Source organism: Candidatus Pelagibacter sp. HIMB109, assembly GCF_052048155.1.
Classification (GTDB): Bacteria; Pseudomonadota; Alphaproteobacteria; order Pelagibacterales; family Pelagibacteraceae; genus HIMB114.
Map to the genome: position 1 here is coordinate 89795 of NZ_JBNAIK010000001.1, position 23578 is coordinate 113372.

The 23578-nt window shown below is 27.6% G+C and carries 27 protein-coding genes, 1 tRNA gene and 1 other RNA gene; 16 read left to right on the forward strand and 13 right to left on the reverse strand.

The window, feature by feature from the left end; genetic code table 11:
* Nucleotide 1 precedes the first annotated feature (1 nt).
* The 5 genes from ACTTAQ_RS00615 to ACTTAQ_RS00635 form a co-directional block, all read right to left on the reverse strand.
* On the reverse strand, nucleotides 2–319 hold the full coding sequence (locus tag ACTTAQ_RS00615; protein WP_440694628.1) for a YbaB/EbfC family nucleoid-associated protein: 318 nt from the start codon (nucleotides 317–319) through the stop codon (nucleotides 2–4).
* A complete protein-coding gene (locus ACTTAQ_RS00620; protein ID WP_440694630.1) occupies nucleotides 320–1981 on the reverse strand; it encodes a DNA polymerase III subunit gamma/tau in 1662 nt (553 codons plus the stop codon).
* Nucleotides 1982–1988: 7 nt separating this feature from the next.
* Nucleotides 1989–2086: signal recognition particle sRNA small type (gene ffs / locus ACTTAQ_RS00625), an RNA gene on the reverse strand.
* Between the two features lie 49 nt (nucleotides 2087–2135).
* On the reverse strand, nucleotides 2136–2981 hold the full coding sequence (locus tag ACTTAQ_RS00630) for a prephenate dehydratase domain-containing protein (RefSeq protein WP_440694632.1): 846 nt from the start codon (nucleotides 2979–2981) through the stop codon (nucleotides 2136–2138).
* Nucleotides 2978–3697, reverse strand: coding sequence for a 3-deoxy-manno-octulosonate cytidylyltransferase (locus ACTTAQ_RS00635; RefSeq protein WP_440694634.1), 720 nt, complete (start codon nucleotides 3695–3697; stop codon nucleotides 2978–2980). Before ACTTAQ_RS00635 ends, ACTTAQ_RS00630 begins: the two co-directional genes overlap by 4 nt.
* Before the next feature lie 74 nt (nucleotides 3698–3771).
* Here ACTTAQ_RS00635 and ACTTAQ_RS00640 point away from each other — a divergent pair, with 74 nt between their 5' ends.
* From ACTTAQ_RS00640 to ACTTAQ_RS00650, 3 genes are read left to right on the forward strand one after another with little or no spacing between them, the layout of a single operon-like run.
* A complete protein-coding gene (locus tag ACTTAQ_RS00640; RefSeq protein ID WP_440694636.1) occupies nucleotides 3772–4314 on the forward strand; it encodes a c-type cytochrome in 543 nt (180 codons plus the stop codon).
* A 36-nt stretch (nucleotides 4315–4350) separates the two neighbouring features.
* Nucleotides 4351–5808 carry an AmpG family muropeptide MFS transporter gene (locus ACTTAQ_RS00645; RefSeq protein WP_440694638.1) on the forward strand — a complete coding sequence of 486 codons (1458 nt, stop codon included), beginning with the start codon at nucleotides 4351–4353 and terminating at the stop codon, nucleotides 5806–5808.
* Between the two features lie 35 nt (nucleotides 5809–5843).
* Nucleotides 5844–6167 (forward strand): EF-hand domain-containing protein, encoded by a 324-nt coding sequence (locus tag ACTTAQ_RS00650; protein WP_440694640.1) that lies wholly within the window; start codon nucleotides 5844–5846, stop codon nucleotides 6165–6167.
* Here ACTTAQ_RS00650 and ACTTAQ_RS00655 read toward each other — a convergent pair.
* Nucleotides 6157–6915: a sulfite exporter TauE/SafE family protein gene (locus ACTTAQ_RS00655; protein WP_440694642.1), complete on the reverse strand. Its 759-nt coding sequence runs from the start codon at nucleotides 6913–6915 to the stop codon at nucleotides 6157–6159. The two genes, ACTTAQ_RS00650 and ACTTAQ_RS00655, sit on opposite strands and share 11 nt — an antisense overlap.
* Before the next feature lie 31 nt (nucleotides 6916–6946).
* Here ACTTAQ_RS00655 and ACTTAQ_RS00660 point away from each other — a divergent pair, with 31 nt between their 5' ends.
* From ACTTAQ_RS00660 to ACTTAQ_RS00685, 6 genes are all read left to right on the forward strand, one after another.
* Entirely contained in the window at nucleotides 6947–7411 is a 465-nt protein-coding gene (locus ACTTAQ_RS00660; protein WP_440694644.1) for a hypothetical protein, read from the forward strand.
* Nucleotides 7411–8166, forward strand: a complete 756-nt coding sequence (locus ACTTAQ_RS00665) for a C40 family peptidase (protein WP_440694646.1) — start codon at nucleotides 7411–7413, stop codon at nucleotides 8164–8166. Before ACTTAQ_RS00660 ends, ACTTAQ_RS00665 begins: the two co-directional genes overlap by 1 nt.
* 83 nt (nucleotides 8167–8249) lie before the next feature.
* Nucleotides 8250–10721 carry a helicase-related protein gene (locus ACTTAQ_RS00670; protein WP_440694648.1) on the forward strand — a complete coding sequence of 824 codons (2472 nt, stop codon included), beginning with the start codon at nucleotides 8250–8252 and terminating at the stop codon, nucleotides 10719–10721.
* A gap of 3 nt (nucleotides 10722–10724) precedes the next feature.
* A complete protein-coding gene (locus tag ACTTAQ_RS00675; protein WP_440694650.1) occupies nucleotides 10725–11138 on the forward strand; it encodes a TerB family tellurite resistance protein in 414 nt (137 codons plus the stop codon).
* Entirely contained in the window at nucleotides 11135–11458 is a 324-nt protein-coding gene (gene fdxA / locus ACTTAQ_RS00680; RefSeq protein WP_440694652.1) for a ferredoxin FdxA, read from the forward strand. The genes ACTTAQ_RS00675 and fdxA overlap by 4 nt, the downstream gene beginning before the upstream one ends.
* A 61-nt stretch (nucleotides 11459–11519) precedes the next feature.
* Nucleotides 11520–12287 (forward strand): CarD family transcriptional regulator, encoded by a 768-nt coding sequence (locus ACTTAQ_RS00685; protein WP_440694654.1) that lies wholly within the window; start codon nucleotides 11520–11522, stop codon nucleotides 12285–12287.
* Nucleotides 12288–12660: 373 nt separating this feature from the next.
* Here ACTTAQ_RS00685 and ACTTAQ_RS00690 read toward each other — a convergent pair whose 3' ends face one another.
* Entirely contained in the window at nucleotides 12661–14352 is a 1692-nt protein-coding gene (locus ACTTAQ_RS00690) for an AMP-dependent synthetase/ligase (RefSeq protein ID WP_440694656.1), read from the reverse strand.
* A gap of 1 nt (nucleotide 14353) precedes the next feature.
* Nucleotides 14354–14436: transfer RNA gene (locus tag ACTTAQ_RS00695), tRNA-Leu, on the reverse strand.
* An 82-nt stretch (nucleotides 14437–14518) separates the two neighbouring features.
* Here ACTTAQ_RS00695 and ACTTAQ_RS00700 point away from each other — a divergent pair.
* The 3 genes from ACTTAQ_RS00700 to ACTTAQ_RS00710 are packed head-to-tail and all read left to right on the forward strand — an operon-like array spanning nucleotide 14519 to nucleotide 16129.
* On the forward strand, nucleotides 14519–15136 hold the full coding sequence (locus ACTTAQ_RS00700) for a YqaA family protein (protein WP_440694658.1): 618 nt from the start codon (nucleotides 14519–14521) through the stop codon (nucleotides 15134–15136).
* Complete coding sequence (locus tag ACTTAQ_RS00705; protein ID WP_440694660.1) at nucleotides 15136–15615, forward strand: disulfide bond formation protein B; 480 nt, start codon at nucleotides 15136–15138, stop codon at nucleotides 15613–15615. Before ACTTAQ_RS00700 ends, ACTTAQ_RS00705 begins: the two co-directional genes overlap by 1 nt.
* The gene (locus ACTTAQ_RS00710) at nucleotides 15593–16129 is read left to right on the forward strand and encodes a demethoxyubiquinone hydroxylase family protein (RefSeq protein ID WP_440694662.1); all 537 of its coding nucleotides are present in this window, start codon (nucleotides 15593–15595) and stop codon (nucleotides 16127–16129) included. Before ACTTAQ_RS00705 ends, ACTTAQ_RS00710 begins: the two co-directional genes overlap by 23 nt.
* Here ACTTAQ_RS00710 and ACTTAQ_RS00715 read toward each other — a convergent pair whose 3' ends face one another.
* Together ACTTAQ_RS00715 and ACTTAQ_RS00720 are read right to left on the reverse strand one after the other, a co-directional pair.
* Nucleotides 16130–16699, reverse strand: a complete 570-nt coding sequence (locus ACTTAQ_RS00715; protein WP_009373288.1) for an HNH endonuclease — start codon at nucleotides 16697–16699, stop codon at nucleotides 16130–16132.
* A 44-nt stretch (nucleotides 16700–16743) separates the two neighbouring features.
* Complete coding sequence (locus tag ACTTAQ_RS00720; RefSeq protein WP_440694664.1) at nucleotides 16744–17388, reverse strand: alpha/beta hydrolase; 645 nt, start codon at nucleotides 17386–17388, stop codon at nucleotides 16744–16746.
* 42 nt (nucleotides 17389–17430) lie between these two features.
* Between ACTTAQ_RS00720 and ACTTAQ_RS00725 the strand changes: the two genes are divergently transcribed.
* Nucleotides 17431–17634 (forward strand): twin transmembrane helix small protein, encoded by a 204-nt coding sequence (locus ACTTAQ_RS00725; protein WP_040747427.1) that lies wholly within the window; start codon nucleotides 17431–17433, stop codon nucleotides 17632–17634.
* Here the strand turns inward: ACTTAQ_RS00725 and ACTTAQ_RS00730 are convergent, their stop codons facing one another.
* Nucleotides 17635–18165, reverse strand: a complete 531-nt coding sequence (locus ACTTAQ_RS00730; protein ID WP_440694667.1) for a TlpA family protein disulfide reductase — start codon at nucleotides 18163–18165, stop codon at nucleotides 17635–17637.
* A gap of 19 nt (nucleotides 18166–18184) precedes the next feature.
* Here ACTTAQ_RS00730 and argH point away from each other — a divergent pair, with 19 nt between their 5' ends.
* The 3 genes from argH to ACTTAQ_RS00745 all read left to right on the forward strand — a co-directional run bounded on the left by argH (nucleotide 18185) and on the right by ACTTAQ_RS00745 (nucleotide 21610).
* Nucleotides 18185–19573, forward strand: coding sequence for an argininosuccinate lyase (gene argH / locus ACTTAQ_RS00735; protein ID WP_440694669.1), 1389 nt, complete (start codon nucleotides 18185–18187; stop codon nucleotides 19571–19573).
* Nucleotides 19574–19689: 116 nt separating this feature from the next.
* On the forward strand, nucleotides 19690–20922 hold the full coding sequence (gene lysA / locus ACTTAQ_RS00740) for a diaminopimelate decarboxylase (protein WP_440694671.1): 1233 nt from the start codon (nucleotides 19690–19692) through the stop codon (nucleotides 20920–20922).
* Nucleotide 20923: 1 nt separating this feature from the next.
* Nucleotides 20924–21610 carry a lysophospholipid acyltransferase family protein gene (locus ACTTAQ_RS00745; protein ID WP_440694673.1) on the forward strand — a complete coding sequence of 229 codons (687 nt, stop codon included), beginning with the start codon at nucleotides 20924–20926 and terminating at the stop codon, nucleotides 21608–21610.
* Here the strand turns inward: ACTTAQ_RS00745 and ACTTAQ_RS00750 are convergent.
* The gene (locus tag ACTTAQ_RS00750) at nucleotides 21607–22479 is read right to left on the reverse strand and encodes a prephenate dehydrogenase/arogenate dehydrogenase family protein (protein ID WP_440694675.1); all 873 of its coding nucleotides are present in this window, start codon (nucleotides 22477–22479) and stop codon (nucleotides 21607–21609) included. The two genes, ACTTAQ_RS00745 and ACTTAQ_RS00750, sit on opposite strands and share 4 nt — an antisense overlap.
* Nucleotides 22479–23552 carry a histidinol-phosphate transaminase gene (hisC, locus tag ACTTAQ_RS00755; RefSeq protein WP_440694677.1) on the reverse strand — a complete coding sequence of 358 codons (1074 nt, stop codon included), beginning with the start codon at nucleotides 23550–23552 and terminating at the stop codon, nucleotides 22479–22481. Before hisC ends, ACTTAQ_RS00750 begins: the two co-directional genes overlap by 1 nt.
* Nucleotides 23553–23578: the final 26 nt, after the last annotated feature.

Sequence of the window (23578 nt, forward strand, 5' to 3'; positions counted from 1 at the left end):
GTTACATCGGAAACTTAAATCCTGGTGGCATTTTAAATCCACCAGTAAGTTTGGACATTTCTTCTTGCGTCTTACCTTCAACTTCTTTTTTTGCATTATTAGTCGCGGCAACTATTAAATCTTCTAAAACACCCTTTTCTTCTTTTAAAATTTCATCGCTAATATCAATTTTTATTACCTCAAAATGACCATTCATTTGAACTTTAATCGCTCCACCACCAGATACACCCTCAGCAATTACATTCTTTAGTCCATCTTTTGCTTCCATCATTTTTTGTTGCATTTCCTGCGCCTGCTTAAGCATTTTGCTAAAATCCATTTATATATCCTCTTCTTTCTTTCCTGCCTCTTCTACATTTGTTAATTCTGCATTAGGAAAAAGTTCCATAACTTTTTTATAAATTTCAGTTTTTTTGGCATCCTCAAATAACATTTTTTTTACTTCATTTTTTTTTTCGTAAATTGTTTGATCTCCTTTACTTTTCGATAATGTAATAATCCATCTATTTCCAGTCCACTCTAATAATCGTGAAGTCAGGTTTTTTATAAAATTTTTTGATAATTTTTCATTGAATTCAATATCAATTTTTCCTTCAGAAAATTTTACAAGTCTTACATTTCTTTCAAGATCAAATTTAAGTTCAATTTCTTTGTTTTTTTCTACTAATGAAATGAGTTCTTCAAAACTATTAATTTTTGAAGTCAAGTTATTCTGATTTAAATTTTGCTTTGGACTTTCAATTTCTTGAGAAACATTTTTAATTTGTGTAGTTGATTGAAGATTAATTTTTTGATTTGAAATTTTATTATGCTCAATATTTATTTTAGATTCCTCTTTACTCTCATAAACTGATTGCGGATCAGGCATATTTTTTAAATGACACAATCTTGTTAAAAGCATTTGAAAAGCAATTGAAAGATTTGGATATAAGTTTAGATCTTCTAAACCTTTAATTAAGAAATGCCATAACATAGTAAGATAAGTCATGTCCAAATCTTTAACCATTGCGTTCAATCTTTCGGCATCAGACTCTGAAACGGATAAATCTTTTGAAATTTTTCCAAGAGTTTTTGTTCTTGTCATAAGATAACAAACATCCAGTAAGCTATGCAGTATTAATTTGGGATCAGCTCCAATATCAAAAATTTCCTCAACTGCATTAATTGATTTTTCGATATTGCCCTCAACAATGTAAGACATTAAATCTACAATTTTTGTATCATCAGCAAGACCTAACATGGTTCTAACTTTGTCTTCAGTAGCCTTCTCGCCCATTAAATTATAAGTAATAATTGCTTGATCCAATATAGATAATGCGTCTCTAACTGATCCTTCAGAGGATTTAGATATTAAGGTTAAAGAGTTTTCATCAACATCTGCTTCTTCTTTTTCACAGATTTTTTTAAGAAATGATTTCATTTCTTCAACTTTAATTCTTCTCAGATCAAATCTTTGACATCTTGACAAAATTGTAACCGGAATTTTTTTTACTTCAGTAGTTGCAAGAATAAATTTTAGATGTGGTGGTGGCTCTTCAAGAGTTTTTAGTAAGGCATTGAATGCTTGTTTTGAAAGCATGTGAACTTCGTCAATTATAAAAACTTTATACTCAGCAGTAGAAGGGTGATATTTTGAGGCTTCTAAAATTTCTCTTATATCATCAATACCAGTTTTGGACGCGGCATCCATTTCTAAAATATCTATATGGTTAGAGTTTGTAATAGACTCGCAATGACAGAAATCTCCTTCACTGCATTTTTGATCTGAGGCAAAATCAACTTTGCAATTAATAGCTTTCGCTATAATTCTTGCAGTTGTAGTTTTTCCAGTTCCTCTAATACCAGTAAGTAAATATGCATTTGGGATTCTTTTTAATTTAATTGCATTTTGAATAGATATAACCATTGAATCTTGACCAATGAGTTCTTGAAACTTTTGAGGTCTATACCTTAACGCGAGTGGTTTTCTGTTATTATCCATAATTAAAAACGGGGAACTGAATAACAACCTGAAAAATTTACGGTACGGCTGCTTTCTTTCGAACCTGACCGGATTAGCGTAACATCCACCTGTTACCAATCCCCCATAGCAATATAACAACTTAGATTAAAATCTACAGGATTGAATCTGTGGACTAATGATTATTTCTATAATCAGAGGCCAAATAAACTCCCAAAATATCTAGACTTTCAGTATTTTTTTTTAAAGTTTCAAGCGCGGTTTCTACTTTGGGTTCTTTAGCATGCCCTTCAATATCTAAATAAAATAATGCCTGATCAAAAGAATTATTTACCGTAAAGCTTTCAAGTTTTGTAAGGTTAACATTGTTCACAGCAAAACCACCTAGAGAATTATATAACGCTGCGGGTAAGCTTTTTAATTTAAAAATACAAGTCGTAATAAATTTTTTATTTTTTTCATAATCTATCAAATTTATTTTGTCTGAAGACATTGTTAAAAACCTCGTAGTATTTCCTGAAATATCTTCAAAATTTTTTTCAATTATATTTAGATTGTAAATTTGAGCTGCCAATTCAGATGCTATAACAGCAACATCTAAAGATTTTTCCTCACTCAATTTTTTTGCAGCACCTGCTGTATCTGCTTCAATAATTGGACTTAAATTATATTTATTAATTTTTTGATGGCATTGTCCAATTGCATGCGAATGGCTTTTAACATACTTTATATTTTTTAAATCATTACCCTTAAGAGCAAGTAAACAATGGTTAACTTTATGAAAAGACTCACCAATCACACTTAGTTTATATTTTGGCAATAAATAATGTACATCTGCAACTCTTCCAGCAATTGAATTTTCAATTGGTATAACAGCTTTTATATCTTTATTATTTTTTACTAAATCTAATGCTTGGTCAAACGTTTTACATGGAACAACTTCAATATCATCAAATATTTCTGTTGCGGCTAAATGAGAGTAAGAACCAAGTTCACCTTGGATAGCAATTTTTTGTTTCATATAAATTTTCTAATTTTTTCTAAATCTTCTTTGGTGTCTACACTTAACGGATTATCATCCGTATATCCAACAAAAACATCAATATTATGATCTAAAAATCTCATCTGCTCAAGGCTTCTATTAATTTCATTTTCAGTTCTTTGCATATTTACAAATTTATTTAAAACATTTTTTCTGTAGGCATATAATCCAATATGATGATAATAAAATTTTTCATTAGATATTTCTCTTATGAAATTTAGTGCCTTTTGAAATTTATTTTTTTTTAAGTCATGCTCAGTGACTGCTTTAACAACATTTTTATCTTCAGTTTCATTTTTAGATATTTCACTAGCTACGGTAGAGACATTTACATTTGGGTTAGCGATCATAAAATTATTTATTAAATTAATTGTTTCAGGATTTATCATAGGCATATCGCCTTGAACGTTAATAATGATATCATGATCAAGTTGTAATTTGTCTATAGCTTCGTGAATTCTATCACTTCCAGTTGTATGTTGTTTACCGGTTAATATAGCGTTACCCCCGTTATTTTTTATTTCATTGAGAATCTCTGTGTCTGCAGTTGCCACGAATACATCTGTTACATTTGAGGCTTTAGACCTTTCCCATACATGTGTGATCATTGCTTTATCGTGAATTTTCAATAAAGGTTTATTTGGAAGTCTTTTTGCTGCAAGGTGGCTTGGAATTATTATTGCTGTTTTATTCATTAAGTGCGACAACTGTTACGATATTTATACTCTAAATCTCTCAAAAAATAATATATGAATTCTTCAATTAAGTAATGGATAGTTTTGAATTTAATAAAATCGCAGCAGCAATTTTAACCACTGCATTAGTTTTCATTGGTATTAAAGAAATTGGAAATGTCATTTATCATGTCGATAAGCCTAAAAAATCAGCATATAAAATTGAAGGTGTAGAGCAAACAACAACTGGCCAAGTAGCTGAAAAAAAAGTTGAAGCATCACTTGCCCCGATTACACCTCTTCTGGCATCAGCATCAATTGATGCGGGAGCAAAGGTATTTAAAAAATGTGCCGCTTGTCATAGCATTGATAAAGGTGGAGCCAATAAAATTGGTCCAGGTCTTTGGGGTATAGTAAATAAAAAAGTGGGAGCAGCAGAAGGATTTAAATACTCTGCAGCTTTAAGTGGATATGGAAAAAATTGGACATTTGAAGAATTAAACGGATTTTTACATAAACCTATGAAATATATAAAAGGTACAAAAATGGGTTTTGCTGGCTTAAAAAAAGACAGTGATAGAGCAAATGTGATTGCTTATATGAATAGCAAGAGTGATTCTCCTGCGCCTTTAAAATAATTTAAACTCCTTTAAGATCTTAATTTATAAAATTTGATGATTAAAGATCTATCTATATTTACAAAAAAAGAAGTGATGATTATGGGTGGTTTGGGCTTTTCAGCCGGTTTACCTATCATGCTTGTATTTTCTACTCTGTCAGTATGGCTAGTAAAGGCTGGTGTAGAACGAAGTACTGTTACACTATTTAGCTGGGCTGGCTTTGCTTACTCCTTTAAATTTTTATGGAGCCCAATAGTAGATAAATTTCAAATCCCTTTGCTTCACAAAATTGGTCACAGAAAAAGTTGGTTACTTATTACACAAATTTTAATTTTTTTTTCAATTATATTAACATCATACTCTGACCCACAAAATAATTTAAAATTTATGGCATTTGCTATTGTGCTAATTGCCTTCTTTAGCGCTACTCAAGACATTGTAATAGATGCATTTAGGATTGAGTCAGCTCCTGAAAAAAAACAAGGACCCCTAGCATCTATGTATTTAGCGGGATATAGGATTGCAATGATTGTTTCAGGTGCAGGAAGTCTTTGGTTAGCGTCAATTATGAGCGATGAAAATTATCAAACCGAAGTATGGAAAAATGTTTATCAAATTATAGGTTTTTTTATGATCATAGGTTTCATTTCAACAGCCTTATGTAAAGAACCAACCAATAATAAAGTAAAAAAAATAAATTATAAAAATCAATTAAAATTTACTTTTTCTACTATTTTATCAATATTAATTTTTTTCGTATTTTTTCTTAATATTCCAGAAGTTAAAGTATTAAATCATTTTTATAATTTTTTTTATAATATTTTTAAAATAGTATTTAGCTTTGGGGTAGCTCTGATTTCTCTTTTAATTTTAGAAAAAATTAATTTTTTACCAAAAAAACAATCACGTGAAATATTTATTAATCCTATTATTGATTTTTTTAAACGATATAAAAAAATTGCATTAATGATACTTCTTTTAATTGGGCTATACAGAATAGCAGACGTCGTGATGGGAGTTATGGCAAATATTTTTTACTTAGAAAAAGGTTATGAAATTAAAGATATAGCAACATTCTCTAAATTTTTTGGATTAATTGCAACAATCCTAGGTGGAATACTTGGTGGAACGTTTGCGATGAAATTTGGAACTTATAAAAGCTTATTAATTGGAGCAATCACAGCTGCATTGACTAATGTTTTATTTGCTTTTCTTGCTATCATAGAAAAAAACTTATTTTATTTAGCAACAATTATTATTGCAGATAATTTAGCAAGTGGATTTGCTGGAGCAGCCTTTGTTGTTTACTTATCATCTTTAACTTCAATTAAATTTACAGCTACACAATATGCTCTTTTCACTTCTTTAATGCTTTTTATCCCAAAACTTATTGCTGGATATGCTGGTGGAATAGTTGATGTGATAGATTACCCAAGTTTTTTTATATTTACAGCCGTTTTAGGTTTTCCTGTAATTTTTTTAATCATTTTTCTCAATAAAAGAAAATTATAATTTTACAGCTTTATTAAGCGATGATACTTGGGGTCATGAATATTTTAAGAAATTTAATAATTATTACGCTATTAATAATCACAAACGCTAAAGCTGAATTCAAAACAATCACAAAAAAAGAGTTTATTGATAGAAATATTAAAGCATTAGAAAAAAGATTTGATCTTGTTGATACCAATAAAGACGGAAAAATTGATGCAAAAGAAAATGAGGCTTATAAACAAAGAATAATCAATGCTAGAAAAGAACAAGCTAAAAGAAGAGCGGCATTGGCAAAAAAGATCGATACCAATAAAGACGGAAAGCTCTCAAAAGAAGAAATAGAAAATTTTAAGAAAAAACAAAATACTAAAAAATAATTTTAATTATTAATAAACCACCCATAATAACCAACATCATATTAAATAAAGTTTTAAAAAAACTTTCACTAATTCTTTTTCTTAATACTGCACCAAAGTAAACTCCGATCAATATTGGAAAACATGCCAATAAAGAGACAAGTAGTTTATTAAAATTAATCATTTGATATGAGCTAAATAATACTAATTGCATGGAGGCAAATATAAAAAAACTCAAGCCCATTAACTGAATAACTTTATTTTTTGAGTAGTTGAGTGATTGAATAAGGAAAATAAAAGGCATCGTATAAATACTAGTTACCCCTGTAGTAAGTCCTGTCATTGAGCCAATTATTAATTGAATTTTTTTGGATTTATAATTCTTTATTTTAATTTCATACTTCATCAATGAAAAGAGTGAATTAATAATCAGTAATAATGCTAAAATTATTAAAATAGTATCTGACTTTAATATAGTTAAAAAATAAAAACCTAGAAAAATAAATAAAAATGACCCAATAAGAAAAAATTTAACATCACTAATAATTTCTCTTAAATAGTTACCATCTAACATTTGATAAAAATTTGTTAAAATTACTGGAATTAATATGATTGATATTGAATCTTTAATATCAAATACAAAACTTAACAATGTAAGCGTCACTGTTGGAAGTCCAACGCCTATTAGACCTTTGACCATCCCGCCAGCTAAAAAAATTAAAACTACTTGAATTAATATTATAGAATCTATATTCGATATCGATATCATTAGGTTTTAAATTTTATAATACAAGTAATATATGATTATTGAATGCAAATGTAAGAAATACAAGTTTAAAATCCCAGATGAAGAAATTATACCACCTGGAAGAACCTTGCAATGTTCAATTTGTAATGAAGAGTGGTATCAAGAATTTAAAATAAATTCAGTCAACACTCCAAACATTAAAGAAGATAATCAAAAAGATTTATTGAAAGAAATGAATCCCTCTAAAAACAAATCTAAACTATCAAACAAAAAAAAAGCGAAAGAAAAAAAAGAAAAAAGATCATATTTATTAATTTTAACTTTAATTTTTTTTCTCTTAATTTTCATAATTTATAAATTGGCGTTTCATTATAAAGATTTAGTAATTTCTTCAAACCCATCTCTTATAAATTTCTATGAAAGTTTAGAAATTATTACTGAAATATTAAAAGCTAATATAAATTTTATTAAAGAGATAACCTTAGAAGCTATAAAAAAAATACAAAATAAAATTTAATGAATAATATTTATTTTATAACAAAAAATAAATCCTCGCTTTTTAAAAAAGCTAATACGAAATCAGAAAAGCTGAAAGAAGTAATTTTTGGTGAAAAATTTATTAAATTAAAACAAATTAAAGATTTATATTATGGTTATACGCAAGATGATAAATATTATGGTTATATAAGAAAAAGGCATCTCGATAATATTCAATTAAAGCAAAATTATATCGTAAACAATGGTAAAGCATACCTATTTAAACGTAATAACGCACAATCAAAAACTAAGAAATATTTATATTTAAATTCCAAAATTTATATTTCCAAAATAGGTGCGAAATTTTCAATGGTTGGTGATTTATGGATAAAAAACACTGACATAAAATTAATCAAAAAAATTAAAAAAATTAATTTTTTAAAAAAAATTAAAATTTTTACAAATGTTAAGTACGTATGGGGTGGTAATACTATTGATGGTATCGATTGCTCTGGATTAGTTCAAGAACTAATGAAAAACAATTTTTTCAAATGTCCTAGAGATAGTAAGGATCAAGAAAAATTTTTTAAAAAAAAAATCAATTTAAAACAAATTAAAAAAGGAGATCTTTTGTTTTGGAAAGGACATGTTGCAATTTCAATTAATAAAAAAGAATGCATTCACGCATTTGGACCAAGAAAGAAAGTGGTAAAAATGAAGATTAGCAATGTTATTGCTGAACTTGAAAAAAAATCTTTAAAACTCAGTTCCATAAAAAGACCATTGTTTAAATAAGAACATTTTTATGGTTGATTCGGTCGCCTTTTATCCATAATTTGTTCTTGTACTTTATCAAAATATAGTAGGTCAAAAATTTTATGACACAAATAACCAATTCTCAAATTTTAGCTATACTGGGTCCTACCAATACAGGCAAAACTTTTCTTGCTATCGAAAGAATGCTCGAGCACGGTAATGGAGTAATCGGATTTCCATTAAGGTTACTTGCTAGAGAAGTTTATGACAAAATTGTAAATAGAATCGGCCCAGAACGTGTAGCATTAGTAACAGGCGAAGAAAAAATTATACCTCCGAAATCCGATTATTATCTTTGTACAGTTGAATCAATGCCCCTTGATATTAATTTCGAATTTGTTGCAATTGATGAAATACAAATGTGTGCAGACCCAGAGCGTGGACATATTTTTACTGATCGCCTTTTAAATTTTAGAGGTGATAAATTAACTATGTTTTTAGGATCTGATACAATTAAAAAATTAATTACTACCTTAGTGCCTGAAACAGAATTTATTTACCGTGAAAGGCTCTCTAAATTAACTTATTCAGGTTACAAAAAGATATCTAGAATTAAACCAAGAAGTGCCATCATCGCTTTTTCTGTTGATGATGTTTATGCTTTAGCAGAATTTGTAAGGCGTCAAAAAGGTGGTGCGGCAGTAGTTATGGGCTCTCTAAGTCCAAAAACAAGAAATTCTCAAGTAGATATCTATCAGTCTGGCGATGTTGATTTTTTAATTGCTACAGATGCTATTGGCATGGGCATAAATATGGATATTGAAAATGTATATTTCAGTGGTTTAAAAAAATATGATGGAAAACAAATTAGAAATTTAAGAGATAGTGAAATCGGTCAAATCAGTGGACGAGCGGGAAGATATATGAATGATGGTTCGTTTGGAACTACGGGTGAATGCGAAAAATTGACTGATGAACAAATTGAAAAATTGGAAAATCATAAATTTGATGATGTATTAAATATATTTTGGAGAAACTCTGAATTAGATTTTTCATCAAGTTCTGCATTAATTAATAGCTTAAACTTAAAACCAAAATACGAAAATCTTGTTAGAAATAAAGATTTAATAGATGAAAGTACTTTTAGGTATTTAGTTTCAGAGAAATCAAATTTAAATTTTTCAAATAGTAATCACCAAGTAAAATTATTATGGGAATGTTGCCAAATACCAGATTTTACCAAAAGTTCATATAATGAACATACTGATATAATTTATAAGGTCTTCTCCTTCTTATCTTCAGATAAAGGAAAGATAACTAACGATTGGATGAAACAACAATTAAATAATTTAAATAATTTTGAAGGAAACATTGATAGCTTAGCAAATAGAATTTCTTATGTAAGAACATGGTCCTATGTTTCAAATAAAAGTAATTGGGTAGAAAACGCTGATTATTGGATTGCTAAAACTAAAGATATTGAAGATAAATTATCTGAAAAACTTCACGAAGAACTAACAAAAAGTTTTGTTGATAAAAGAATAAGTGTTTTATCTAAAGGGTTAAAACAAGATATTGAGCTTGATACTAAAATTGTTGAGCAAGATAAGATATTTATTAATGATCATTATATTGGGAAAATAAATGGTCTTAAAATTGAATTGGACTATTCTAAATCAAATTTAGACACAGATATTAAATCACTAAAAAAGGCTGCAAGATCTGGAGCTCAAGAAGAGTTAAAAAATAGAATTAATACTATTTCTAAAAATTTAAATAAATTAGAATTAAAGGAGGATTGTAAAATTTATTGGGAAAATAAAAAAGTTGCTGAATTAAAACCTGGAAAAAATTACCTTAATCCTTCAATAAAATTAATCACTGATGATACTCTTCAAGACCATGATTATGCTCAATTAAAAACTAATTTAGAAAAATGGCTTGAAGATGAAAAAAATATTCATTTAAATGACTTGCTTTCTATTGAAAAGGCAAGCTTAAAAAATTCATTTGCGCGAGGTCTGAGTTACCAATTATTTGAAAATAATGGAGTACTAGAGAGAAAAGAAGCAAATGAAATTATTAAAAATGTCTCAAAACAGGAAAGGTTTGAATTAAGAAAGAAAGGAATAAAAATAGGAAAATATCATATCTACCAACCAAGGATGATTAGGCCTAATGCAGTTAAGTTTAAAACTATTTTATGGAAATGTTTTAATTATAAGAGAGATATAAATTATCCAAATTTTGGATTAAATTTTTTAAAAAATTTTAAAAATAAGGATGATAAATTTTTAAGAATTTGTGGCTTCGAAACTTTTGGTAAATTTATTATCAGAGTAGATATTCTTGAAAGATTATTTCTTGAAATTTTATCAAGATCCAAAAATTTTAAATTTAAACTTGATGCAAAAATTATAAATTTACTTGGGTGTACAAAAGATGATTTTATTCAATTCATTAAAATTTTAGGGTACCAACTTATCAACTCTGATAATGAAGCTGAGTTTAAATATTTACCTAAAAAAACCAAACAAACTAAAAAAAAGCAAGTATCAAATGCATTTTCAGTTTTAGAAAAACTAAAAATTTAATTAATGTTTTGGAATAAAGAAAAAGATCAAAAACAAAATTTTAAAGACATAGAAATTGCGACATGTATGCTCCTAATACACGCTGCAAGAACTGATAATCAACTGGATGATAAAGAAATTAGAATAATTAAAGAAAGTTTATTTGAACTTGGATTAAAAGATAAAAATTACATAGATAAACTTTATAATTACTCTGAAAAAAAAGAAAAAGATTCTATTGAAATACTAAATATGACTAAAGAAATTAAAAAATTACAATATGAACATAGGTTAGAAATTATTGAAATGATGCTCAAAGTAATATACTCGGACAGTCAATTATGTGAGTTTGAAGATAGATTAGTGAGAAAAGTTGCTGGTCTAATTTATATTGAAAACAAAGATTTGGGAGAAATTAAATTAAAAATTAAAAAATGACTTATATAGTAAATGAAAAATGTATTAAATGTAAACTCACTGACTGTGTTGAAGTATGCCCAGTAGATTGTTTCTATGAGGGTGAAAATATGCTTGTGATTAATCCTGACGAATGTATTGATTGTGGAGTTTGCGAACCAGAGTGTCCTATTGATGCAATTGAGCCAGATACGAATGCTAACGTTGAAGAAATGTTATTAGTTAATAAAGAATATTCTCTAAAATGGCCAAATATTTCGAAAAAGAAAGAGCCATTAAATGATTGGGAAAAATATAAAGACGAAAAAGATAAATTTAATAAGTATTTCGAAAAAAAATAATATTACCTCTTTACTAATTAAGATTGAAAAGAATGTATTAATAATATAAGCCACAGCATCTATGCCAAAAAAGACAAAAGCAAAATCAAAAAAAGTTGTTAAGAAAAAAGTTACAAAAAAAGTAGTAAAAAAAACTAGTAAAAAAGTTGTAAAAAAAGTTTTAAAAAAAACAGCTAAGATAAAACAACCCAAAATATCTAAAAAAGATTTAAGCAAAAAAGTTGTTGAAAAGACACCTATTCAAAATACTCAATTTAAATCTTCTCAACAAAATGAAATTATAGAAATAAAAAAAATAAAAAAACAAGAAACTGAAAAAAGAACATATAAAGTTAAAGATTATGTGATTTACCCAAAGCACGGAATTGGTCAAATTATATCTGTAGACAAACTTACAATAGCAGGAATCGAAGCCAGCGTTTATAAAATTGAAATCACAAAAGATAAATTAAATCTTACGATTCCAACTAACCAACAGCAGCACCTAAGACCCCTGTCTAGTTTAAACCAGATAAATAAAGCTCTTTCGATTTTGAAAGGTAAAGCAAAAATTAAAAGGACAATGTGGAGTAGACGAGCAGCAGAATATGAACAAAAAATTAATTCAGGTGACATTTATCAAATTGCTGAAGTAGTAAGAGATTTAAATAAGAATACTGACATGCCAGTTGACCAGTCTTACAGTGAACGTCAATTGTTTGAAAAAGCTTATGATAGATTGCTTGGTGAAGTATCTATTGTACTAAAAATTTCTGAAGAAGAAGGTAAAGCAAGACTTAATAAAGCTCTTGGTAAAAAAGTAGAAGAGACCTCTAATACACCCGCATAAAAAAAACGCCCTTCCGAATGAGAAGAGCGTTTTTTTGTAAAAGATTACTTAAAAGTAAAAAACTATCTTTTCTTTCTTCTTTTAGTAGCTTTTTTCTTTTTAGTTTTTCTTTTCTTAGTAGCTTTTTTGGCTTTCTTCTTAGTAGCCTTTTTAGCTTTTTTTCTTCTTTTAGCCATCTCCGTTCCTCCCTTTAAAGTTTGGAGCATCACATAATTTAATATGTGATTCGTTATTAAGTTAATTTAAAAACTAATTCGCAATTAAAGTCAAATGTTTATAATTTTTAAAAAATTTTCAAAAAATTTATTTCAATTCAAAGTTTAAATAAAAAAAAATTATTTTGTAAAAAAGTTAATGTTTTCAGTGTTTTTAGTTAATTTTTATAAAAATTTTCTAAAATATTTTTGTATTTAGTTTTTATTTTGTGTCTTCTTATTTTCATTGTTGGTGTTAGTAATTCATTTTCAATTGTAAATTCCTCTTTAACTACTTCAAATTTTTTTATTTTTTCAATAACTGTTAATGATTTATTTGTTTGCTCAATAAGTTTTTTTATAATTTCTTGATCTTCATTAAAATTTTTATTTAAAACTAACAAACATGATAAATATTTTTCATTATCACCATGAACATACGCTTGTTCAATTTCATCATGTAGACAAAGTAAATTTTCAATCTTAGATGGAGAAATATTATCTCCACCAAGTGTAACAATAATATCTTTTTTTCTATCAGTAATTTTTAAATAACCTTCATCGTCAATTTCACCAATATCACCTGTATGAAGCCAACCATTTTTTAGTACTTGGTTTGTGGCATCTTCGTTTTTCCAATATCCTAACATTATGTTTTCACCCTTAACAAGTATTTCGCCATCCTCAGCAATTTTCACCTCATTATTAGAAAAAATAGCTCCAACTGTTTCTATCTTAATTTTATTGACTGGATTACATGATACCACAGGAGAGGTTTCCGTTAGGCCATACCCCTGCAGTGTTTTTAGACCTAAAGAATTTAAGAATAATCCAACATTTTGGTCTAGAGGGCCTCCACCTGAGACAAATGCTTTTAAATTTCCACCAAAATTTTTAATTACCTTTTTCCTCACTAAGATATTTAATAAATAATTTATAAATTTTTCTATTATAGAAAGCTTCTTATTTTCAAAATTCTTTGATCCCAATTCTACAGTTTTTAAAAACAATCCCCTTTTAAAAGAAGATGATTTTTTAACTCCACTCATCATTTTGTTATAAAGATTATTATAAAATCTAGGGACCGCGGTCATTACATGTGGTTTGGCAATTTTTATATTATCTAATAATTTTTCAATAACAGGCGAGTAAAATATTTTAGCGCCGAGTGCAATTTGTACGAATTGAACTGTATGCTCGTAAGAGTGTGATAATGGTAACCATGTTATAAATCTAGGATTTTTTATCTGTAACTCATCAACTAAATTTTTTGAGTCTTCACAATTTGAAATTATTCCTCCATGACTTAAAATAACTCCCTTGGGATTACCTTGTGTTCCAGAAGTATAAATAATACAAGCTGGATCGTTTCTTAAAGATTTGCATCTAATATTTTTATTTAAATCGTTTTTAAGTTCATGAAAATTCTGAACCTTTTCTATTTTGTCAAAACTTATAATAAATTTAAATTGAAAATTAATCTGGCTACATGCATCTAAAATAGTTTTTAATAATTTTTCGCTTGATACAATTAATCCTATTGGATCAGCATCTTTTAAAACAAATTCGAAATCTTTTTGAGTATAAGTAGTGTAATTAGGAACCGTAATCGCATCATTTGCTAATATGGATAGATCGCTAATCATCCATTCTGGTCGACCCTCTGAGACCAACATTACCCTATCTCCTTTCTTGACTCCCTGGATATTTAAGAAAGTTGAAAATATTTCTATCTTTTTGGATACATCAGACCATTTTAATGCATCTACTTTTTTATTTCTATCAATTGAATGTAAAAAATCTAAATTGGAAAACCTTTCACTTTGTATTTGGTATAACTCAAATAGATTATTTAATTTTTTAAATTCCATATGGTGGGCGAAAAGGGAGTCGAACCCTTAAGGTTTCCCGGCGGATTTTGAGTCCGCTGCGTCTACCAATTCCGCCATTCGCCCTATTTTTTGTTTTACGATTAAAAAAGGTTTTTGTACTGCTTTTTTAAATTTCATATATACATTATTATAATTCTTATAATTTATGTTTAAAGACTTGTTTAATAAAACTGTAGCTCTTGCAGCCCATAAAAGTGCAAGATTCTTTTTGTCTTTTGTATGCATAATTGAGTCTATTTTTTTTCCAATACCTCCAGATGTCATGATTATACCAATGACTTTGGCTCAAAAAAAAAGATGGTTGCAAATTGCAACTATTGCCACGATATCATCTGTGGTTGGAGGTATTATTGGATATGCAATTGGCTATTTTTTTTACCAAGAAATAGGTATCCATATTTTTGAATTTTACGGGTTTGAAGGTTTCAAAAGTTTCAAGGATCAAGTTCAAGTTGGTAAAGGGTTCTGGGCCTGGATTATTTTGTTAGCAATTGCAGGATTTACGCCTGTTCCTTTTAAACTTTTAACAATTTCAAGCGGGTTAATTCATTTTAATTTTTTTATATTTATTTTAGTGGCTACTTTAACGCGTGGTTCAAGATTTTTTATTTTAGCAGGATTGCTTAGTTTTTTTGGACATAAGATACTTCCATATATTCAAAAGTTTTCAGGAAAAATAATGATTTTAATTACAGGGCTTTTATTGATCGGATTTTATATTGCCTATCTAATTTATAATAATTATGAATCTTTTATTAATTAATGTTTAGTATTGGTAAAACGTATAAAATTTTATTTGTTATAAACATTTTAATACTTTCAACAGTTTATTACATCGAGTATGGCATGGGTGTTTATGCTTGCAATCTCTGCAAATATCAAAGGATTCCTTATTTTTTAAATTTAATTATTTTAACTTTTTTAATTTTTGACAAAATTAAATTTTTTAAATTTCTTTATATTTTAATTTTATCAATTTCTATAAACATACTGGTCTCATTTTATCACGTCGGTATTGAACAAAAAATTTTTTCTGAAACAGAAGTTTGCTCTATTAAGAAAAATACTAATAATACAAGCGATCTTTTGAAGCAATTAGAAAAACAGGGTATGTCTGGCTGCTCTAAAGTAACTTTTAGATTATTTGGATTATCGCTTTCAACACTAAACTTGTTAACAAATTTATCTTTTTTGGTAATATGTATTTATATTTTTAGAAATGAACAAAGACAGAAAAATTGAAGAAATTATAAGAGTAGATCACGCTGGAGAACGCGGGGCAGTCAATATTTATGATGGACAACTTTTGGCATTACAACTTTTAAAATCAGATCCAGAAATGGAAAGTAAAATTGCTGAAATGAAAGAGCATGAAAAAGAGCATTTAAAGTATTTTGAGCAACAACTTGCTGAAAGAAAAGTTAGACCTACATTGTTAATACCGTTATGGGATTTGCTTGGCGTAAGCTTAGGTTTTGTTACGGGACTAATGGGAAAAAAAGCTACAATGCTTTGTACAGCTTCGGTGGAAGAAGTAATAGATAAACATTATCTATCTCAAATTGAACATTTGGAATCTGAAAAAACTGAAGAGAAAGAATTATTAAAAAAAATAAAAAAATTCAGACAAGAAGAACTAGAACATCGTGATATTGCTTATGAAGAAGGTGCGACTAAAAAAGGAGCGTATGGTATCTTAGACTTTGCGATAAAAACAGGATCTAAACTTGCTATTGAAGTTGCAAAGAGAATTTAATTAAGGTTCAAGCTTAACATCCCAATAAAGATAATCCAACCAACTTTCATGTAAAAAATTCGGAGGAAAGTGTCTTCCATTTCGATGAAGTTGCTCTTCTGTTGGTTTATAAGGTTGTACTGATGGAATCATTCCACATGCTTTAGGCATTTTACCACCTTTTCTTACATTGCATGGGGAGCATGCTGTTGCTACATTTTCCCAAGTCGTCAAACCTCCTAAAGATTTTGGAACAACATGATCAAAAGTTAAATTTTTTTTATCACCGCAATACAAGCAAGTAAATTTATCTCTTAAAAAAACATTAAATCTTGTAAAATTGGGAAACTCTGATGGTTTTACAAAATGTTTCAATGAAATTACGCTGGGTAACTTCATAGAAAAAGATGGGCTTCTTATCTCTCTATCGTATGTTGATACAATATTTACTCTGTCCAAAAAAACATCTCTAACTGCATCCTGCCAACTCCATAATGATAAGGGATAATAACTTAAAGGTCTATAATCGGCATTTAAAACAAGCGCCGGACATTTTTCAAGCGGCAAATATTCACTTGATGATGCAATCATATTTAAAAATTACATATATTTATAACTAATCGCAAGTTAAACTTTTATGAAGTTAAGTTTTTTATAAAGTCTAGTCCATCACTCAAACCGTCGGGCGATATAGAATGTCCTAAGCCCTCATAAGCTTTACAATCAACTTCGAAATCTTTTTTTTTCAAAAATTCAACTGATTTATACATTTCATCTATTGGAACTATTTCATCAATATTGCCATGCAAAAATCTCATTCTAGGTTTAGAAATTAGTTCTTTTTCTAATAATTCGTAATTATAAATCTTGCCTGAATATCCTAGCACACCAGCAATTTTTTTCTTCTGTCTTATTGCATACTGGATGCTCATCATAGTTCCTTGGGAAAAACCAACTAGAATTAATTTGTTATGCTCTATTTTAAGATCATCTAATTTTTGATCAATTATTTCTTGAAGTTTTTCTAAAGAAACTAAACTTTCTTGAGTAATTTTATCGTTATCTGTTTGCATCAAATCAAACCACTCAAATCCAGCTGGGTTAACTTGACATGAATTTGGAGCGTTTGGAACGCAAAAAAAAGCATCTGGCAAAAATCTTTGCCAATATGTGGCAATTGAAAACAAATCATTAGAATCTGCTCCATACCCATGTAAAATGAAAATTAATTTACTGCAATTCTCTGATGTATTTTTTAATTCTAAATATTTAAGAGACATTTTTTGTTATCTTTAATACTTTTTTATGCTAGAGACAAACCAATGTCAGAAAATACATTAAAATTTATTGCTATTTTAGCTATGATATCAGTAGCTGTAGTTCTTATCAGAGGGTTAAAAACGTTTTTTAAAGGCGGTGATTTAGATAGCAAGAGAAAGAGTAACAAATTAATGCAAATGAGAATAATGCTTCAATTTTGTGCCATAGTGATTTTAATGTCTTTAGCATATGTAACGGGCAAATAACTAATAAGACTTAACCCATTCAATAAATTTTGGATCTGTAAAGTCAATATCGCCTATAACTCTTGCAACTTCTTTTTTGTCTGAATTTACAATTAATGTTATTGGTATACCTCTTAATCCAAACTCTCTAGTTAACTTTAAATCATTATCAAAATAACTTGTTAAATTTTTAATTGAAAGATTATCTAAAAAACTTTGAATATCCTCAAATTTCTTTTTTTCTATATTAATTAAAATTATCTTTAACTGATCTCGAGATGTTTGGCCATATAAACGATCTAGCTTTGGAAGTTCTTTTTTGCAAGGAGCACACCATGTCGCCCAGAAATTAATTAGAGTTAATTTTGAGGAAAAATCATTAAAAATGATTGTTTTACCATCTTTGTTTTTAACCTCGATGTTCGGTAGTAATTTTGGATTTGTTTGAAGTATTATGTTGGTAAACGATTTACTTATATTGGGTTGTGAATATCCACTATTAGTATTATGAATAAAAAATATAAATAAAAATAATATAAAATTGCGAAACATAAATTAATATTAAATTAATATGGGCAAAACTAAAACAAATAAAGTTTGGGGTACAAGAATGAAATCTAAACCTTCAGAACTTTTAACTAAAATAAATGCATCAATAGATGTCGATAAAGAATTATATCAACAAGATATCAATGGTTCTATTGCTCATTGTAAAATGCTAGCAAAACAAAAAATTATCAAATCAGATATCTCTAAAAAAATTGTAAATGGACTTGAAAAAATTAGAAAAGAAATTCAATCAAAAAAGTTTAAATTTTCACAATCAAATGAGGATATCCATTTGAACATTGAAAAAAGGCTTTTTGAAATTATTGGACCGAACGCAGGATTTTTACATATAGCAAGATCAAGAAATGACCAGGTTACTACAGACTTTAAATTATGGGTCATTGATGCCTCACAAAATTTAAACATAGAAATTAAAAAATTAATTAAAGCATTAATAAAATTAGCTGAAAAAAATAAAAATGTGATTATGCCTGGCTTTACACATTTAAAAAATGCTCAACCAGTTTTATTTTCCCATTATCTATTGGCATATATTGAAATGTTCAAAAGAGATCATAAAAAATTCACAAATGTGATCAAAAATACATCTGAGAATCCTTTAGGATCTGCTGCACTAGCAGGAACAGGTTTCGCAATCGACAGATTTTATACTTCAAAACAATTAGGATTTTTAAAACCAACTGATAATTCAATAGATGGAGTGTCTGATAGAGATTATGCGATAGAATTTTTATTTGTATCAAGTCTTTGCTCCATGCACTTATCAAGACTTGCTGAAGAAATTATTTTATGGAACTCAGATATTGTCAATATGATTAATATTAACGATAAAATGCTTACAGGTTCATCAATCATGCCTCAGAAAAAAAACCCGGATGGCGCCGAACTATTAAGAGGTAAATCTGGCGCTATATATGGAAACTTAAACTCTCTATTAGTTACAATGAAAGGATTACCTTTGTCTTACTTCAAAGATATGCAAGAAGATAAGAAGCCGGTATTTGAAACTTTTAAAATATTAAATTTAAATCTTAAAATAGCAAAAGAGTTGGTAGAAAGTATATCTCCCAACAAAGCAATTATGAAAAAATTTGCAAATTATGGCTACACAACTGCTACGGATTTTGCAGACTATCTCGTAAAAAAAGGTTTAAGTTTTAGAGAGGCGCATAAAAAATCTGCAAAATTAGTTAATATCGCAGAAAAGAAAAATTTATCTTTAAATGAATTAAGCTTCTCTGAAATTAAGAAAATTGACAAATTAATCAAACCTGATGTGATAAAAGCTTTAAAAATTGAAAATTCTGTTAATTCCAAAACCTCTTATGGTGGAACTTCAATAAAAAATGTAGTTAAAATGTTAAAGAAATTAAAAAAGGAATTTAAATGAAAAAAATATCTCTCTTAGTATTAATTTTATCATTTATGTTTACTTCGTGTGGAAAAAAGGGACCGCCTGTTTACCAAGAGAAAACTAATTTAATTTTAAAACAATCCTAAATCTAAATGGATTACTTAAAGACGAAAAATAAAAAGCTTTTTATAAATAATTTTGATTTAAAAAAAATTGTAAAAAAATATAAAACTCCATTTTATATTTATTCAGCAGACCAGATAAAAAAAAATATTAAGTTAGTTCAATCATCTTTAAAGAAAAGTAATCCACTAATTTGCTACGCTGTTAAAGCTAATTCAAATATCCAAGTAATAAGAGAATTAAAAAAAAATAATGTTGGAGCAGACGTTGTATCTGCTGGGGAATTAAAATTGGCACTAAAAGCGGGAATTAGTCCAAAAAAAATAGTATTTTCTGGAGTCGGCAAAACTGAGGATGAAATAAAATTTGCTATTCAAAAGGGAATATTGTCAATTAATGCTGAGTCAGAAAGTGAGATTCTTTCAATAAATAAAATTTCAAAAAAATTAAATAAAATCGTTAAAATAGGTATTAGAATTAATCCCAACGTAAAGGCTAAAACAAACAAAAAAATAGCAACAGGAACCAAGGTTAACAAATTTGGAGTAAGTGTCAGTGATTTTTTTCAAATTTTAAATTCAAAAAAAAATCTCAAAAATATCAAAATCCACTTATTAAGTGTTCATATTGGAAGTCAAATTAAAGATATAGGTGCTTATAAAAAAGTTTTGAAATTAATATCTAAACTTTTATTAAAATTAAGAAAAACTAATCATGAAGTTGATTATGTAGATTTAGGTGGAGGAATGGGAATTCCTTATTATAAAGATGATAAAAATTTTGATTTTAAAAAATTCGGAAAAGAGGTTGCAAAGTTTTATAATAAACAAAAAATTAAAATAATTTTTGAGATAGGAAGATTCTTAACGGGAAATGCTGGAATAATAATCTCAAAAGTTATTTATGTAAAAAAAACAAGAGAAAAGTATTTTATTATTATAGATACAGGAATGAATGATATGGCAAGATCTGCTATCTATGAAGCCTTTCATGAAATTTTACCAATTGAAAAAAATTCTAAAAAATTCAATAAAAAAATTGAATTTGTGGGCCCTATTTGTGAAAGTAGTGATACTTTTGGAATTTATAAAAACTATTCAATTCTGAAAGAAGGAGACTTAGTATGCATTACAAACTGCGGTGCATACGGAAGAACTTTAAGTTCTAATTATAATATGCGACCTTTAATAGAAGAAATTATTGTAGATAAAAAGAAATTAAAGTCTGTAAGAAAAAGACAGAAAATTGAAAATATAATCTAAAGTGATTTTTTTTAGATCTTTAATATTTAATATATTTTTATATCTAGGAATTATTACTTGTTGTTTAATTGCAATACCGCTTTTAATTTTACCATCATCTTTTTTGAGGAAATTAAGTTCATTATTAGGCTGGTATTTTATTTTTTTGTGTAAGATTTTACTAAATACTAAAGTAAATATTATAGGATCTGAAAAACTAAAAACTGAACATAAATTTTTTATTGCTTCTGCACATCAATCAATGTTTGAAACTTTTGTATATAATTACATAGTACCGAACAATTTTTTTGTTCTTAAAAAAGAATTAATGAGTATTCCAGTGTTTGGTTGGTGCTTAAAAAAACTAAATTGTATTCCAATTGATCGTGGGAAAACTACTAAAAATAACTTAAATTTTTCAGACCAAATCATGCAAAATATTTCTAATGGAAAAACGTTAATCATTTTTCCTCAAGGAACTCGAGTACCTTACAATGAAAATGTTCCACTTAAAAAGGGCGCTAGAAGAATATATGAAAACTTAAATATAGCCTGTCTGCCAATTAAACTAGATACTGGTAAGGTTTGGCCAAAAAAAAATTTTTTAAAATATCCTGGAGAAATTAATTTTATCTTTAAAGATATTATTGAACCAAATCTGACAGGAGAAGAGTTTTTGAAAAAACTTGAAGAATCTTTTTATAATTAATTTTTATCTAAACCTGCTTCAATAATTTTTTCTCTTATTTCTTTTGTTTTTTTAAATTTTTCAAATAAAAACTTTCCATCATTATTTTTAATTGCATCTAAGATTTTAGATAAATCACTATTAAACTTTTCTAACAATGAGATAATTTCTGTTTTATTGCTCAACATAATATCTCTCCACATAGTAGGGTCTGAAGACGCAATTCTAGTAAAGTCCCTGAACCCACTGGCACTAAATTTTATAACTTCAGACTTAATGTCATCTTCTAATTCACTTGCAGTACCTACAATGTTATATGCTATCAAATGAGGTATATGACTTGTTATGGCCATAATAGAATCATGATCTTTAGAATTCATTGTTTCTATTTTTGATCCTAAATTTTTCCAAATATCATTAATTTTTTTTATGTGTGTTTCGTCACAAAGTTCACAAGTATTAGAAATAAACCATTTGTTTTTAAACAAATCTTTAAATCCATTTTCCGGACCACTTTTTTCAGTTCCTGCAATCGGATGACCTGGCACAAAAACTTTATTCTTTAGAAATTCATTCGCTAGCTTTATAACCTCAACCTTAGATGATCCAACATCTGTTATAATTGTTTGATCTAAATTAAGTTTTGAAAGATCATTAAAAATATTTTTGTAAGCACTTATTGGTGTACAAATAAAAATAAATTCTGATTTCTCAACGTCTTTATTAATTTTAGTATTATAACTATCTGCCAAAGATAAACTTTTACTTTTTTTAAGATTATCCTCTGACACATCAATACAGTTAATCAAAACTTTTGAATAATTGTGCCTGATTGCTCTAGCAAGAGAAGAGCCAATTAAACCAATTCCAATTATTGTAATATTATTCATTAAAAATTTTTATCCAAAATATCTAAAAAAGTTTTATTTTCCTCATCGGTACCAATAGTAACTCTTAATGAATTTTTTATACCATAAGTATTCATTTTTCTTAGTAAGATTTTATTATTTATAAATATATCAAAAGCTTGTTCTGAGTTAAGTTTAGCATTATCAAAATTTAATAAGAAAAAATTTGCTACAGGATCATTTGTTATAATGTTTTTTGAGGAAATTTTTTCAAAAATAATTTTTGACCATTTCTCATTATGTTCGACATTTTTTTTAATCCATTCATCATCTAAAATTGCAGCACATCCAGCTTTTTCAGCTATACCAGATATATTAAAAGGAGGTCGAAATAAGTTTGCAGCTTCTATAATTTCTTTGGAACCATAACCCCATCCTAATCTTAGATTAGCTAATCCAAAAATTTTAGAAAAAGTTCTAGAAACAACTGTATTTTTGGAATTTTTAAAAATATCTAAACCACTTTTATAATCATTTTTGGTTACAAATTCTGCATATGCATCATCAACCATCAGTAAAATATTTTCTGGCAAATTTTTTCTTAATTTCATAAGCTCATCAGAATTAATATACGTTCCAGATGGATTGTTAGGATTTGCAATGAAAACTATTTTTGTTTTATTTGTTACTAACTTTAAAGCTTCGCTAACAGAAAATTTATTATTTTCATTTTTTGCAAACCTGACTACTGCACCATTTAATTGCGAGTAAATTCTGTACATTAAAAATGAGTCTTCGGACATAATTACTTCATCATCTTTATTCAAAAATGATTGGCATATTAAACTTATAATTTCATCAGAACCTGAGCCAATTAGAATTTGATCTTCATTTATAGAGAATTTTTTAGCAATTGTTTCTTTTAATTTGCTACTTTTGCCATCAGGATATTTTTTTAAATTAAAACCACTCTTAAATATCTCTAGAACCTTGGGCGAAGGACCAAGAGCAGACTCATTCGCAGATAATTTAACTGGATTTGAAACATTTTGGATATTTGATAGTCCACCAATATACAAATCTACATTTACAGTTTTTGGCTTTGGTAAAGTCATTTTTCAAGTACTTACAACACTTCTAG

Bases quoted from the DNA above. Each gene is read 5' to 3' on its own strand.
- ACTTAQ_RS00615 (WP_440694628.1), bottom strand. From the start codon at position 319: ATGGATTTTAGCAAAATGCTTAAGCAGGCGCAGGAAATGCAACAAAAA.
- ACTTAQ_RS00620 (WP_440694630.1), bottom strand. From the start codon at position 1,981: ATGGATAATAACAGAAAACCACTCGCGTTAAGGTATAGACCTCAAAAG.
- ACTTAQ_RS00630 (WP_440694632.1), bottom strand. From the start codon at position 2,981: ATGAAACAAAAAATTGCTATCCAAGGTGAACTTGGTTCTTACTCTCAT.
- ACTTAQ_RS00635 (WP_440694634.1), bottom strand. From the start codon at position 3,697: ATGAATAAAACAGCAATAATAATTCCAAGCCACCTTGCAGCAAAAAGA.
- ACTTAQ_RS00640 (WP_440694636.1), top strand. From the start codon at position 3,772: ATGGATAGTTTTGAATTTAATAAAATCGCAGCAGCAATTTTAACCACT.
- ACTTAQ_RS00645 (WP_440694638.1), top strand. From the start codon at position 4,351: ATGATTAAAGATCTATCTATATTTACAAAAAAAGAAGTGATGATTATG.
- ACTTAQ_RS00650 (WP_440694640.1), top strand. From the start codon at position 5,844: ATGAATATTTTAAGAAATTTAATAATTATTACGCTATTAATAATCACA.
- ACTTAQ_RS00655 (WP_440694642.1), bottom strand. From the start codon at position 6,915: ATGATATCGATATCGAATATAGATTCTATAATATTAATTCAAGTAGTT.
- ACTTAQ_RS00660 (WP_440694644.1), top strand. From the start codon at position 6,947: ATGATTATTGAATGCAAATGTAAGAAATACAAGTTTAAAATCCCAGAT.
- ACTTAQ_RS00665 (WP_440694646.1), top strand. From the start codon at position 7,411: ATGAATAATATTTATTTTATAACAAAAAATAAATCCTCGCTTTTTAAA.
- ACTTAQ_RS00670 (WP_440694648.1), top strand. From the start codon at position 8,250: ATGACACAAATAACCAATTCTCAAATTTTAGCTATACTGGGTCCTACC.
- ACTTAQ_RS00675 (WP_440694650.1), top strand. From the start codon at position 10,725: ATGTTTTGGAATAAAGAAAAAGATCAAAAACAAAATTTTAAAGACATA.
- fdxA (WP_440694652.1), top strand. From the start codon at position 11,135: ATGACTTATATAGTAAATGAAAAATGTATTAAATGTAAACTCACTGAC.
- ACTTAQ_RS00685 (WP_440694654.1), top strand. From the start codon at position 11,520: ATGCCAAAAAAGACAAAAGCAAAATCAAAAAAAGTTGTTAAGAAAAAA.
- ACTTAQ_RS00690 (WP_440694656.1), bottom strand. From the start codon at position 14,352: ATGGAATTTAAAAAATTAAATAATCTATTTGAGTTATACCAAATACAA.
- ACTTAQ_RS00700 (WP_440694658.1), top strand. From the start codon at position 14,519: ATGTTTAAAGACTTGTTTAATAAAACTGTAGCTCTTGCAGCCCATAAA.
- ACTTAQ_RS00705 (WP_440694660.1), top strand. From the start codon at position 15,136: ATGTTTAGTATTGGTAAAACGTATAAAATTTTATTTGTTATAAACATT.
- ACTTAQ_RS00710 (WP_440694662.1), top strand. From the start codon at position 15,593: ATGAACAAAGACAGAAAAATTGAAGAAATTATAAGAGTAGATCACGCT.
- ACTTAQ_RS00715 (WP_009373288.1), bottom strand. From the start codon at position 16,699: ATGATTGCATCATCAAGTGAATATTTGCCGCTTGAAAAATGTCCGGCG.
- ACTTAQ_RS00720 (WP_440694664.1), bottom strand. From the start codon at position 17,388: ATGTCTCTTAAATATTTAGAATTAAAAAATACATCAGAGAATTGCAGT.
- ACTTAQ_RS00725 (WP_040747427.1), top strand. From the start codon at position 17,431: ATGTCAGAAAATACATTAAAATTTATTGCTATTTTAGCTATGATATCA.
- ACTTAQ_RS00730 (WP_440694667.1), bottom strand. From the start codon at position 18,165: ATGTTTCGCAATTTTATATTATTTTTATTTATATTTTTTATTCATAAT.
- argH (WP_440694669.1), top strand. From the start codon at position 18,185: ATGGGCAAAACTAAAACAAATAAAGTTTGGGGTACAAGAATGAAATCT.
- lysA (WP_440694671.1), top strand. From the start codon at position 19,690: ATGGATTACTTAAAGACGAAAAATAAAAAGCTTTTTATAAATAATTTT.
- ACTTAQ_RS00750 (WP_440694675.1), bottom strand. From the start codon at position 22,479: ATGAATAATATTACAATAATTGGAATTGGTTTAATTGGCTCTTCTCTT.
- hisC (WP_440694677.1), bottom strand. From the start codon at position 23,552: ATGACTTTACCAAAGCCAAAAACTGTAAATGTAGATTTGTATATTGGT.